The organism is Streptomyces sp. AM25, from assembly GCF_058146165.1.
Map to the genome: position 1 here is coordinate 83,810 of NZ_JBKIWN010000015.1, position 12,184 is coordinate 95,993.

Sequence of the window (12,184 nt, forward strand, 5' to 3'; positions counted from 1 at the left end):
GCTCGCGTGGGGCTTTGTCGAAAAACGTTCGCGCGGCCCGGGTCGATAGTCGCACCGAACCGCGCGGTAGCACAGAGTCCGGGCTAGTCAGCGGCTTGTCGGGCTACGAGTACGGCGAGGGCGTCGCCGATCTCGTCGGTCGTGCGCGGCGCACCGTCGCGCCCCGCGAGATCCTCGCCGACGGCCGCCTCCACGCGGTCCGCCTCGGCGTCCAGGCCCAGGTGGCGCAGCAGAAGGGCGGCGGAGAGCACCGTGGCCGTCGGGTCCGCCTTGCCGGTGCCCGCGATGTCGGGCGCGGAGCCGTGCACCGGCTCGAACATGGACGGAAATGCGCCACTCGGATTGATGTTCCCGGAGGCGGCGAGCCCGATACCGCCCGTGATGGCGGCCGCCAGGTCGGTCAGGATGTCGCCGAAGAGGTTGTCGGTGACGATCACGTCGAAGCGCTCGGGCTGGGTGACGAAGAAGATCGTCGCGGCGTCGACGTGCAGGTAGTCGGTGGTGACCTCGGGGTACTCGCGGCCCACCCGGTCGAAGATGTTCTTCCACAGGTGTCCCGCGTGCACCAGCACGTTGTTCTTGTGCACGAGGGTCAGCTTCTTGCGCGGCCGGGCCCGGGCCCGCTCGTACGCGTCCCGCACGACGCGCTCCACGCCGTACGCCGTGTTGACGCTGACCTCGGTGGCCACCTCGGCGGGCGTCCCGGTGCGCAGCGAGCCGCCGTTGCCGGTGTACGGGCCCTCGGTGCCCTCGCGGACGACGACGAAGTCGATGTCCGGCCGCCCGGCGAGCGGGGACTCGGCCGTCGGGTGGAGCCGGGAGGGGCGCAGGTTGACGTAGTGGTCGAAGGCGAAGCGCAGCTTGAGCAGCAGCCCGCGCTCCAGCACCCCGGACGGCACGCCGGGGTCGCCGATCGCCCCGAGCAGGATCGCGTCGTGCTGCTTCAGCGATTCCAGCTCCGCGTCCGGCAGGGTCTCGCCGGTGGCGTGCCAGCGCCGGGCACCCAGGTCGTACTCCTGGGTCTCCAGCTTGGTGTCGGAGGGCAGGACGGCGGAGAGGACCTTCAGGCCCTGGGCCACGACTTCCGGGCCGATGCCGTCACCGGGGATGACTGCGAGACGAATGCTGCGAGACATGGCAGGACCGTACCCCCCTGTCCCGTTCTATGACACGCGCCGTCCACGATCCGGACAGGTTGCGATCCGTAAAGGTCACGTTCACCTCAAGTACGTGACCGTGTCGGTCTTTCCTGGCACGTTGCCCCGCATGGACACACCACGGGTTGGCATCCCCGAGCACCTCGCAGGCCGGATGAACATGGCCGAGCAGCACGAGTACCTGCGCAGCAGGTTCACCCGCCGCGGCATGCTGCGGGCCGGCGCCGCCGGCGCGGGCGCGGTCGCCGGCACGGGCCTCCTGGGCACGGGCGCCGCGAGCGCCTACGCGAAGCCCCTCTCCCCGACGCTGCTGACCTCCCCCGCCACCACGAGGGTCGACGGCTCCCTCGTCGCCCCCTTCGGCCGGCACCTCGCCTTCGGCGCCGACCCGAAGACCCAGATGCGGATCTCCTGGCAGGTGCCGTTCGCGGTCAAGCGCCCGTTCGTCCGGATCGGCCTGAAGCCGTGGGACCTCAGCCAGCGCATCCCGGCCGAGGTGCGGACCCTGCACACGCCCGCGCTGTCCAAGAAGCTCCCCGCCGTCGACCAGGTCTACCTGCACGCCGCCCTGGACAACCTCCGCCCCGGCCAGACCTATTACTACGGCGTCGGCCACGACGGCTGGGACCCGGCCGACACCCAGCACTTCGGCACCATAGGAACCTTCCGCACCGCCCCCGCGAAGACCGGGAAGTTCACCTTCACGGCCTTCGGCGACCAGGGCGTCAGCTACCACGCCCTCGGCAACGACCAGGTGATCCTGGGGCAGAACCCGGCCTTCCACCTGCACGCGGGCGACATCTGCTACGCCGACAACAGCGGCGAGGGCAAGCCGGACGACGTCTACGACGCCCGCGCCTGGGACCAGTTCCTCGCCCAGACCGAGACCGTGGCCAAGTCGGTGCCGTGGATGGTCACCACCGGCAACCACGACATGGAGGCCTGGTACTCGCCCAACGGGTACGGCGGCCAGAGCGCCCGCTGGGCCCTGCCCGAGAACGGCTTCGACCCGAAGCACTCGCCGGGCGTCTACTCCTTCGTCTACGGCAACGTGGGCATCGTCGCGCTGGACGCCAACGACGTCTCGTACGAGATCACCGCCAACACCGGCTACAGCGGCGGGAAGCAGACCGCCTGGCTGGACCGGCGCCTGCGGGAGCTGCGCGGCCACCGGGACATCGACTTCGTCGTGGTGTTCTTCCACCACTGCGCCTTCTCGACCACCAACTCCCACGCCTCCGACGGCGGCGTGCGCGACACGTGGCTGCCGCTCTTCGAGAAGCACAAGGTGGACCTGGTCATCAACGGCCACAACCACGTCTACGAGCGCACCGACGCCATCAAGGGACAGCGGGTGTCGAAGAAGGTGCCGATCGGCGGCACCGTGGACTCCTCGCGCGACGGCATCGTGTACGTGACGGCGGGCGCGGCCGGCAAGTCGCTCTACGACTTCCCCGTGCCGGACAGCTACGAGGGCCACGTCAAGGACCTCGACAGCGTCCCCACCTTCCACTGGGTGAAGGGCGGCGGCAAGCACAAGGAGGAGGTGGAGTGGTCGCGGGTGCGCTACACCGACTACTCGTTCCTCGCGGTGGAATCGGAACCGGGCCGCCACCCGCGGCTGCGGGTCACCGCGCTGGCGGAGACGGGTGCTCGCATCGACCACTTCGAGATCACCCGCGCCCCGTAGGGGTGCTGATCGTGCCCCGTAAGGGACGCGGGGAACTGCGCTACCAGCCACGACGAGCCCGCAGCGACGCACTCGCGCAGTACCCCGCCCCTTACGGGGCGCCCGGCCTCAGTGGCCGGTCGAACCGCCGTTGTCCCGACGGTCCAGCGCACGCTGAAGGGCAGCGGCGGCATTCGCCCGGTCGGTGTCGCGCTCGGCCGTACGGGCGGCGCGGCGGGTCCTGCGGACAGCGGTGTCGGCCATGGGTCGTGTCTCCTCTGCTGAGCCCCGAGAAAGATCGGAAGAAAGCCGGAAACAAAGGGCGGGGGCCGGGTGCGGCAGGGGTCACCTGCACAACAGCACGAGGCCGCAGCCGCCATCGCTCGATGGAGCGGGACGATCGGCTGTCTCCACGCTAAGCCGACGGCACTCCGCTTGTCTGCACGAATACTCGGTCTTCCTACTATCTGAGACGGCCGTTCGGCCACATGGCACCGCCCCCCGGCCGGCGTGGGGGCCGGTCGGGGGGCGGAATCTGCAGCAGGGCCGGGTCAGCCCATGTGCGGGTAGCGGTAGTCGGTCGGCGGGACCAGGGTCTCCTTGATGGAGCGGGTCGAGGTCCAGCGCAGCAGGTTGGTCGCGGCACCGGCCTTGTCGTTGGTGCCGGAGGCACGCCCGCCGCCGAAGGGCTGCTGGCCGACGACGGCGCCGGTCGACTTGTCGTTGATGTAGAAGTTGCCCGCGGCGAAGCGGAGCTTCTCCATCGCATCGGCGGCCGCGGCGCGGTCGGCGGCGATGATCGAGCCGGTCAGGGCGTACGCCGAGACGGACTCCATCTGGGCCAGCATCGCCTCGTACTCGGCGTCCTCGTAGACGTGCACGGCGAGGATCGGGCCGAAGTACTCCGTGGTGAAGACCTCGTTGGCCGGGTCGGTGCACTCGATGACGGTCGGGCGCACGAAGTAGCCGACCGAGTCGTCGTACGTGCCGCCCGCGACGATCGTGCAGGTCGGGTCGGCCTTGGCGCGGTCGATCGCGGCCTTGTTCTTGGCGAAGGCGCGGTCGTCGATGACGGCGCCGATGAAGTTCTCCAGCTCGGTGACGTCACCCATGGTGATGCCGTCGACCTCGGCCGCGAACTCCTCCTTGAAGCCGTTCTCCCAGAGGGAGCGCGGGACGTAGGCGCGGGAGGACGCCGAGCACTTCTGGCCCTGGAACTCGAAGGAGCCGCGGGTCAGCGCGGTCTTCAGGATCGCCGGGTCGGCGCTCGGGTGGGCGACGACGAAGTCCTTGCCGCCGGTCTCGCCGACCAGGCGCGGGTAGGACTTGTACGCCTCGATGTTGTTGCCGACCGTCTTCCACAGGTACTGGAAGGTCTTGGTCGAGCCGGTGAAGTGGATGCCCGCCAGCTCCGGGTGGTTCAGGGCCACCTCGGAGACGGCGACGCCGTCGCCGGTCACCAGGTTGATGACGCCCTTGGGCAGGCCCGCCTCCTCCAGCAGCTGCATCAGCAGCACCGCGGAGTGGGTCTGGGTCGGGGACGGCTTCCAGACCACGACGTTGCCCATCAGGGCCGGGGCGGTCGGCAGGTTGCCCGCGATGGCCGTGAAGTTGAACGGCGTGATCGCGTAGACGAAGCCCTCCAGCGGGCGGTGGTCGCTGCGGTTCCACACGCCGGCCGAGTTGGCGATCGGCTGCTCGGCCAGGATCTGGCGCGCGAAGTGCACGTTGAAGCGCCAGAAGTCGACGAGCTCGCAGGGCGTGTCGATCTCGGCCTGCTGGGCGGTCTTCGACTGGCCCAGCATGGTGGAGGCGGCCAGCGTCTCGCGCCAGGGGCCGGACAGCAGCTCGGCGGCGCGCAGGATGATCGCTGCGCGGTCGTCGAAGGACATCGCACGCCAGGCCGGGGCGGCGGCCAGGGCGGCGTCGATCGCGTCCTGCGCGTCCTGCTGCGTGGCGTTGTTGAAGGTGCCGAGGACGGCGGCGTGGCGGTGCGGCTGGACGACCTCGAACGGCTCGCCGCCGCCCATCCGCTTCTCGCCGCCGATGGTCATCGGCAGGTCTATGGGGTTGCTCGCCAGCTCCTTGAGCTTGGCCTCGAGGCGGGCACGCTCGGGGGAACCGGGGGCGTAGGTGTGCACCGGCTCGTTGACCGGCGCGGGGACCTGGGTCACAGCATCCATGGCTGCCATGTCTCCTTCGGGGGTCGGGGGGTCGGGGTCAGCCGCGCGAAGCGGTTGGTCTGGCCGCGCGTCGCAAGCGAGCGCAGGCTGTGATTCCCGGGGGACGACCCCCGGACCCCCAGCCGACGCGTCACTCGCCGCAGCATGTCTAGCCGCGCGTCGCAAGCGAGCGCAGGAAGAACGCGAGGTTCGCCGGGCGCTCGGCGAGCCGCCGCATGAAGTATCCGTACCAGTCGGTGCCGTACGGGATGTACACGCGCATGCGGTGGCCGTCCGCGACGAGGCGCTGCTGCTCGGCCTCACGGATGCCGTACAGCATCTGGAACTCGTATGCGTCCAGTGTGCGCCCGCAGCGGCGGCCGAGCTCCTGTGCGATCGCCACCATGCGCGGGTCGTGCGAACCGATCATGGGGTAGCCCTTGCCGGCCATCAGGATCTTCAGGCAGCGCACGTAGGCCAGGTCGACCTCGCGCTTGTCCTGGAAGGCGACGGAGGCGGGCTCCTTGTACGCACCCTTCACCAGGCGCACCCGGGAGCCTTCCCCGGCGAGCGCATGGCAGTCGTCCTCGGTGCGGAACAGGTAGGACTGCAGGACGGCGCCGGTCTGCGGGAAGCGCTTGCGCAGCTCGGCCAGGATCGCCAGCGTGGAGTCGACCGTGGTGTGGTCCTCCATGTCCAGCGTCACGGTGGTGCCGGCCTCGGCGGCGGCCTCCACGACCGGGGTGACGTTGGCCAGCGCCAGGTCGTGACCGCCCGGCAGCGCCTGCCCGAAGGCGGACAGCTTCACGGACATCTCGGCGCGCACGCCCAGGCCCTCGGTCCGCAGCGCCTCGGCCAGCGCCAGGTAGGCGTCCCGGGTGCGCAGCGCCTCGGTGGGGTCGGTGATGTCCTCGCCCAGATGGTCGAGGGTGACCTCCATGCCGCGCTGGTTCAGCGACCGCACGGCGGCCATGGACTCGTCCAGGGCCTCACCGGCGACGAACCGGTCGACCACGGGACGGGTCACCGGCGCAGCCGAGACGATGCGGCGGATCGCGTCGCTGCGGGAAGCGGCGAGCAGCACAGGACCCAGCACTGGGCACCTCCACGATGACGGCCGTCGCCACGACGGGGGACGGCATAAGTAACTCACCGTGAAACCTAGGTTTCCAGCCACGACGTCACCATCGACAGCTGTCACGCATCCGTGGCCGGCATCTCAGACAGATGTATGACAATGGTGGCCGGTCAGGCAGGAAGGGAGCACTGGGCACCATGCGAGGTGAGTATCAGCAGCTGGTGGACGAGATATCGGCGGCGCTCGGGGCTCCTGCGACGCTTGAGGACAGGGATTTCGGGCTCATCGCCTTCGGCGCCCACGGGGGTGACGACGACACGGACCTGCTGATGGACCCGGTGCGCACGCGCTCGATCCTGCAGCGGCGTTCGACGGCGGCGGTGCGGGCCTGGTTCGAGGCGTTCGGCATCGCGCGGGCCCAGGCGCCGCTGCGGATCCCGCCGGACCCGGCGGCCGGGGTGTTCACCGGCCGGATCTGTCTGCCCGTGCGGCACCGGGGCGTCGTCCTCGGCTACGTCTGGCTGCTGGACGACGAGCACCTGGCCGGGCTCGACCTGTCGGTGCCCTTCGCCGACCCCCGGCTCGCCCAGGCCATGGAGACCGCGGCCCGCATCGGCGCCCTGCTGGCGGCCGAGGCCCGGGCCGGCGCCGAGCTGGGCGAGCTGCTGCGGGAGCTGCTGACGGCCCGCCGCCCGGCCCGCGAGGCGGCGCGCGACGCGCTGCGGGAGGCGCTGGGCTCCCCCGCGGACGGCCCGCTGGCGCTGCTGGCCGTCGTGCCCTGGCACCTGACGGGCGACACCGCGGACGGCGAGGCGCTGGCCGCTCAGTCCGGGGTGGCCGCGATGTGCGCGGTGCCGGAGGCGCTGCCGGACGGCTCGGCGGCGCTCGCCGCGCTGATCCGGCTGCGGGCACTGGCCTCGCCCGCGCCCGCGATGGCGGCGGCGGACCGGCTGCTGCACTCGCCGCGCGCCGGCCGCCCCGGGCTGGCGGCGGCCGGCCTCGCCACCCCGCGGCGCGGCCTCGCCGAGTTGCCGGAGGCCTGGACGGAGGCGCTGGCGGCGGCCCGGGCGGCGGCCGCGGAGCGCCGCCTGGGGCCGGTGGCGGAGTGGGAACGGATCGGCGCGTACCGGGTGCTGACCGCCCTGCCGCCCGACCGCACGGCGGACCCGGCGGCCCGCCCCCTGCTGACCCGCACCCACACGGAACTGGCCCGCACGGCCGAGGTCTTCCTCGACTGCGCGGGCCAGGCGGGCCGTGCGGCGGCGGCCCTGGGCATACACCGCCAGACCCTCTACTACCGGCTGAACCGGGTGGAACAACTGACGGGCCTGGACCTGGACGACGGCGAGGACAGGCTGCTGCTCCACCTGAGCCTGAAGGCCTCGCGCCTGGCCCCGTAACGACCGGCCGAGGACGGCCCGCAGCCGCTACTCCTCCTGCATCGAGATGGCCTGCACAGGGCAGGCCCGCAGGGCCTCCCGCGCAAGCGGATCCCCGGCCCCGTCCTCCTTGCCGGGACGGACGACCCCGTACCCGTCGTCGTCCTGGTCGAAGACCCCCGGTGCGGTCAGGGCGCACTGCCCCGACCCGATGCACACACCGGAGTCGATCGTGATGCGCACGCTCATAGCGGTGAAACTCCGTTCTCCGGTCACCACGTGACCGGCAAGGCGATGAGTCCCTGCAGTGAACCGGCCGGTTTGATGACCAGCTCGTCGGCCGCAACAGCCGTTCGCAGCGAGGGTATGCGGGCGAACAGCGTGGCGAGGGCGATCTCCATTTCCGCCCGGGCCAGGTTCTGGCCGAGGCACTGGTGCACCCCGAAGCCGAAGGCGATGTGGTGGCGCGCCGAGCGCCGCACGTCGAGGGTGTCCGGTCGTTCGTAGGCCGCGGAGTCGCGGTTGACCACCGAGGCGGGGAGGATGACGCCGTCCCCGGCCCGTATGGTGTGCCCGCCGATCTCGGTGTCCTCGGTGGCGACCCGGACCAGGCCGTCGGCTATGGAGAGGTACCGCATCAACTCCTCGACCGCGCCGGGCATCAGCCCGGGGTCGGCCTGCAACGCGGCCAGCTGGTCGGGGTGTTCGAGGAGCGTGTAGGCCCCGAGGGAGATCATGCTGGAGGTGGTCTCGTGGCCCGCGACGAGCAGCACCAGCGCCAGCATGACGAGTTCGTCGCGTTCGAGCCGCCCGTCGGCGTACTGGTCGGCGACGAGCCCGTCGATGAGCCCGTCGCCGGGCGCGGACCGCTTGGCGTCGATCAGGCCGCCCAGATACTCCTGGAGCTCCGCCCGCGGTGCCCGCACCTCCTCCGCGGTCTGCGCGAGGAGCAGCCTCCGCGACCTGCTCTCGAAGAACTCGTGGTCGGCGTACGGCACGCCGAGCAGCGAGCAGATGACCTTGGACGGCAGGGGCAGGGAGTACGCGGAGACGAGCTCGGCGCCGGGGCCCGCGGCGAGCATGGCGTCGACGAGGCCGTCGACGACCCGCTGGATCTGCGGCCGCAGCGCGTTGATCCGCTTGAGGCCGAACGCGGAGATGAGCATGCGCCGTTGACGGGCGTGCAGCGGGTCGTCGACGCCGAGCAGCGGTACCGGCATCTCCCGCTGGTCCTCGAAGCGCGGCATGACCGCCGGGAAGCCGGGGTGCGTCCGGTCGGAGGAGAAGCGGGGGTCGGCGAGCACCGCGCGGGCCTCGGCATGTCCGGTCACGGCCCAGACCTCGCGGCCGTCGTAGAGGGTCATGCGGGACACGGGTCCGTGCTCCGCCGGCTTCGGGTAGCCGGCGGGCGGCTGGTAGGGACAGCCGCGGCTCTGCGGGAAGGCGGGTGCGGAGGGGGCGGTGACGGTGGTGGTGGTACCGGTCTCGTTCATGAGCAGCTCCCGGGTCGGGACTGATGTCCTCAGGCAACTATTAGCCCACGTTGCCCGCACAGGGTCCAGTACGCCCGGTAAGCACATCCCGCCGCAACCCTAATTGTCCGAAACCGCTCCCGACGGGGAGTCCGCCGGGCCGAGCACCCGCCCTTCGAGGACCCGGCGCATGCCCTCGACGATGTCCCGCCCCTTCGGCACGGCGGCCGGGTCGATGAGCCACTGCACCCACAGGCCGATGAACAGGGCGTGGTAGAGCGAGCCCACCGTGCGCGTCGCCTCTGCGCCGACCTCGGTGTCGTCGACGCCCTCGAAGACGGCGACCGTCCCCTCCCGGCCGCTGGGCAGGACCTCGGCGAAGGTCTTCCTGAGCTCGGGGTGCTGGTCCAACCGCCCCATGACCTCCATCTGCACCTGCCAGAACTGGCGGTTGACCGGGAATCCCTCGATCACCGCGTCCCAGGTCGCGGCGTTGCGCTCGTCCACCGAGGCGCGGCACCGCGGTACTGCTCCTCGGTGCGGCCGTCACACTCGCCTCACTGCGCCACCGCGCGACGGCCGCCGTCCTCCCTCCGGAGCGGGACGCCGTCGCGACGCCGCGATGAACGGCTCCAGGCCGTCGAGCAGCCGGGTCAGCCCGAACTCGAACATCGAGTCCAGCGAGAAGTCCGCGTCGATGCCCCTGAACATCCGCTCGTAGACAGGGAAGTCACTGTCGGCGAGGATCCGCTCCATGTCCTTGGCGCGGGTGTCCATCCACTCGTCGTGCGTCATCCCGGTGTCCTGCTCGGCGTCCGCCTCGTCCTCCAGGTTGACCGCGACGCCCCGCACGTAGCCGGCCACGGTGACCGTGATGTGCAGCAACGCACCCGGATCGAGGCCGAGTTCGTGGACCGGGCGCATCGCCCAGTCCATCAGCGCCATCGCGTTCGGCGACATCAGCGGCCGGGTGAACGACATGGCCTTCGCCAGCCACGGGTGCCGGCGGTAGAGCGCCCACTGCGCGCGTGCGGACGCCTCCAGCCGGCCCCGCCAGTCCGTCGCGGCACACGCCGGGAGCTGCACGTCGCCGAAGACGGCGTCCGCCATGAGCTCGACGAGCTCGTCCTTGCCGGGCACGTGGCGGTACAACGCCATGGTGGAGACGCCGAGTTCGGCGGCGATGGTGCGCATGGAGACGGCCGCGGAGCCGTCGGCGTCGGCGATGGAGACCGCGGTGCGCACGATGCGCTCCTGGGTGAGCGCCCCGCCGCCCGCCGCACGGGGCCGGACCCGCCGGGCACTCCGGCCGGCACCCCCGGGCCGGGCGTCCGGGGCGTCCACGACCGTGCCCACACCGGACACGGCCCGCACGAGCCCCTCCTGCCGCAGCACGGCGAGCACCTTGGTGGCGGTGGCCATCGCCACCCCCCACTCCTGGGTGATCTGCCGCGTGGACGGCACCCTGTCCCCTGCGCGGAGCTCGCCGGAGGAGATCCGCTCGCGGATCTCGCCGGCGATCCGGAGGTAGGGGGGATCGGCGGACTGTGCTGGCATGCGCAGCAGCGTACGCGCCCCGTCAGGGGCGCGGGGAACTGCGCGGGCGACCACGAACGACCCGCAGCCGGAAACTAGTCCGTCAGGTCGACGGCGCGCGCCGAAACCGCGCCGATCTCCTCGGCGATGTCCGCCAGGACACCGGCCGGAATGGACTCGTCCACCGTCAGAGCGACCAGCGCCTCGCCCCCCTCCGTGGCGCGAGCCACCTGCATGCCGGCGATGTTGATCCCCGCCTCGCCCAGCACCCGCCCCACCGTGCCGACGACGCCGGGACGGTCCCCGTAGCGCAGGAACGCCATGTGGTCGGCCATCGCCAGGTCCACGTCGTGCTCGCCGACGGCGACGATCTTCTGCAGGTGCTTGGGGCCGGACAGCGTGCCGGAGATGGAGACCTCGCCACCGCCGGACAGCGTGCCGCGGACGGTCACCACGTTGCGGTGGTCCGGCGACTCCGAGGCCGTCGTCAGCCGCACCTCGACACCGCGCTCCTGCGCGAACAGCGGCGCGTTGACGTACGACACCGTCTCGTCGACGATGTCCTCGAACACGCCCTTGAGCGCGGAGAGTTCGAGCACCTTCACGTCGTGCTGCGTGATCTCGCCGTACACCTCGACGTCGAGACGGACCGCGACCTCCCCGGCGAGCGCCGTGAAGATGCGGCCCAGCTTCTCCGCGAGCGGCAGCCCGGGCTTGACGTCCTCGGCGATGACACCGCCCTGGACGTTGACCGCGTCCGGCACCAACTCGCCCGCCAGGGCCAGCCGTACGGACTTGGCGACGGCGATGCCCGCCTTCTCCTGCGCCTCGCCCGTGGAGGCGCCGAGGTGCGGGGTGGCGACCACGCTGTCGAACTCGAAGAGCGGGGAGTCCGTGCACGGCTCGACGGCGTACACGTCCAGGCCCGCACCCGCGACGCGGCCCTCCTTCAGGGCCGTCGCCAGCGCGGTCTCGTCGACGATGCCGCCGCGCGCGGCGTTGACGATCCGCACCGTGGGCCTGACCTTGCGCAGCGCCTCGTCGCCGATGAGCCCGACCGTCTCGGGCGTCTTGGGCAGGTGCACGGTGATGAAGTCGGCGGCCTCCAGCAGCTCGTCCAGCGAGACGAGCTTGACGCCCATCTGCGCGGCGCGCGCGGGCTGGACGTAGGGGTCGTAGGCGACGACCTTCATGCCGAAGGCGGACATGCGCTGCGCCACGAGCACGCCGATGCGCCCGAGGCCCACGACGCCCAGGACCTTCTCGGAGAGCTCGACGCCCGTGTACTTCGAGCGCTTCCACTCCCCGTTCTTCAGCGCGGAGTTGGCCTGCGGGATGTTGCGGGCGGTGGCGATCAGCAGACCGCAGGCCAGCTCGGCGGCGGTCACGATGTTGGAGGTCGGGGCGTTGACGACCATCACGCCGGCCTTGGTGGCGGCGGAGACGTCCACGTTGTCGAGGCCGACGCCGGCGCGGGCGACGACGCGCAGCTTCTTCGCGGCCGCGACGGCCTCCGCGTCGATGCGCGTCGCGGAGCGCACCAGGACGGCGTCCACATCGGCGATGGCGGGCAGAAGTTCGGCGCGGTCGGCACCGTTGCAGTGCCGGATCTCGAAGTCGGGGCCCAGGGCGTCGACGGTGGCGGGCGACAGCTCTTCGGCGATCAGTACGACGGGCTTGCGTGGCGAAGCAGTGCTCACGGGTCTCAGTCCTCACTGGTCCTTCGTCTGC

Annotated in this window: 11 protein-coding genes; 2 read left to right on the forward strand and 9 right to left on the reverse strand. The window is 71.4% G+C overall.

Annotated features, from left to right (window positions below; all coding sequences use genetic code 11):
• Window positions 1-83: 83 nt before the first annotated feature.
• Window positions 84-1,136, reverse strand: coding sequence for a 3-isopropylmalate dehydrogenase (locus ACLHRZ_RS21005; protein WP_490420028.1), 1,053 nt, complete (start codon window positions 1,134-1,136; stop codon window positions 84-86).
• Between the two features lie 130 nt (window positions 1,137-1,266).
• On the opposite strand from ACLHRZ_RS21005, the gene ACLHRZ_RS21010 reads away from it, so the two are divergent.
• Entirely contained in the window at window positions 1,267-2,847 is a 1,581-nt protein-coding gene (locus tag ACLHRZ_RS21010; protein ID WP_490420029.1) for a purple acid phosphatase family protein, read from the forward strand.
• A 108-nt stretch (window positions 2,848-2,955) separates the two neighbouring features.
• On the opposite strand, the gene ACLHRZ_RS21015 is transcribed toward ACLHRZ_RS21010, so the two are convergent.
• From ACLHRZ_RS21015 to ACLHRZ_RS21025, 3 genes are all read right to left on the reverse strand, one after another.
• The gene (locus ACLHRZ_RS21015; protein ID WP_255316347.1) at window positions 2,956-3,090 is read right to left on the reverse strand and encodes a hypothetical protein; all 135 of its coding nucleotides are present in this window, start codon (window positions 3,088-3,090) and stop codon (window positions 2,956-2,958) included.
• A 287-nt stretch (window positions 3,091-3,377) separates the two neighbouring features.
• Window positions 3,378-5,009 (reverse strand): L-glutamate gamma-semialdehyde dehydrogenase, encoded by a 1,632-nt coding sequence (gene pruA / locus ACLHRZ_RS21020; protein WP_490420030.1) that lies wholly within the window; start codon window positions 5,007-5,009, stop codon window positions 3,378-3,380.
• Between the two features lie 148 nt (window positions 5,010-5,157).
• Window positions 5,158-6,084 (reverse strand): proline dehydrogenase family protein, encoded by a 927-nt coding sequence (locus ACLHRZ_RS21025; RefSeq protein ID WP_490420031.1) that lies wholly within the window; start codon window positions 6,082-6,084, stop codon window positions 5,158-5,160.
• A gap of 179 nt (window positions 6,085-6,263) precedes the next feature.
• On the opposite strand from ACLHRZ_RS21025, the gene ACLHRZ_RS21030 reads away from it, so the two are divergent.
• Window positions 6,264-7,466, forward strand: coding sequence for a PucR family transcriptional regulator (locus ACLHRZ_RS21030; RefSeq protein ID WP_490420032.1), 1,203 nt, complete (start codon window positions 6,264-6,266; stop codon window positions 7,464-7,466).
• Between the two features lie 27 nt (window positions 7,467-7,493).
• Here the strand turns inward: ACLHRZ_RS21030 and ACLHRZ_RS21035 are convergent, their stop codons facing one another.
• From ACLHRZ_RS21035 to serA, 5 genes are all read right to left on the reverse strand, one after another.
• Window positions 7,494-7,688 carry a ferredoxin gene (locus ACLHRZ_RS21035; RefSeq protein WP_490420214.1) on the reverse strand — a complete coding sequence of 65 codons (195 nt, stop codon included), beginning with the start codon at window positions 7,686-7,688 and terminating at the stop codon, window positions 7,494-7,496.
• Between the two features lie 29 nt (window positions 7,689-7,717).
• Window positions 7,718-8,938 carry a cytochrome P450 gene (locus ACLHRZ_RS21040; protein ID WP_490420033.1) on the reverse strand — a complete coding sequence of 407 codons (1,221 nt, stop codon included), beginning with the start codon at window positions 8,936-8,938 and terminating at the stop codon, window positions 7,718-7,720.
• A gap of 99 nt (window positions 8,939-9,037) precedes the next feature.
• Window positions 9,038-9,424 (reverse strand): TetR family transcriptional regulator C-terminal domain-containing protein, encoded by a 387-nt coding sequence (locus ACLHRZ_RS21045; RefSeq protein ID WP_490420034.1) that lies wholly within the window; start codon window positions 9,422-9,424, stop codon window positions 9,038-9,040.
• Between the two features lie 39 nt (window positions 9,425-9,463).
• The gene (locus tag ACLHRZ_RS21050) at window positions 9,464-10,474 is read right to left on the reverse strand and encodes a TetR/AcrR family transcriptional regulator C-terminal domain-containing protein (protein WP_490420035.1); all 1,011 of its coding nucleotides are present in this window, start codon (window positions 10,472-10,474) and stop codon (window positions 9,464-9,466) included.
• Between the two features lie 74 nt (window positions 10,475-10,548).
• On the reverse strand, window positions 10,549-12,153 hold the full coding sequence (gene serA / locus ACLHRZ_RS21055; RefSeq protein WP_490420036.1) for a phosphoglycerate dehydrogenase: 1,605 nt from the start codon (window positions 12,151-12,153) through the stop codon (window positions 10,549-10,551).
• Window positions 12,154-12,184: the final 31 nt, after the last annotated feature.

Coding starts and splice junctions, on each gene's coding strand:
- ACLHRZ_RS21005 (WP_490420028.1), bottom strand. CDS start 1,136: ATGTCTCGCAGCATTCGTCTCGCAGTCATCCCCGGTGACGGCATCGGC.
- ACLHRZ_RS21010 (WP_490420029.1), top strand. CDS start 1,267: ATGGACACACCACGGGTTGGCATCCCCGAGCACCTCGCAGGCCGGATG.
- ACLHRZ_RS21015 (WP_255316347.1), bottom strand. CDS start 3,090: ATGGCCGACACCGCTGTCCGCAGGACCCGCCGCGCCGCCCGTACGGCC.
- pruA (WP_490420030.1), bottom strand. CDS start 5,009: ATGGATGCTGTGACCCAGGTCCCCGCGCCGGTCAACGAGCCGGTGCAC.
- ACLHRZ_RS21030 (WP_490420032.1), top strand. CDS start 6,264: ATGCGAGGTGAGTATCAGCAGCTGGTGGACGAGATATCGGCGGCGCTC.
- ACLHRZ_RS21040 (WP_490420033.1), bottom strand. CDS start 8,938: ATGAACGAGACCGGTACCACCACCACCGTCACCGCCCCCTCCGCACCC.
- ACLHRZ_RS21050 (WP_490420035.1), bottom strand. CDS start 10,474: ATGCCAGCACAGTCCGCCGATCCCCCCTACCTCCGGATCGCCGGCGAG.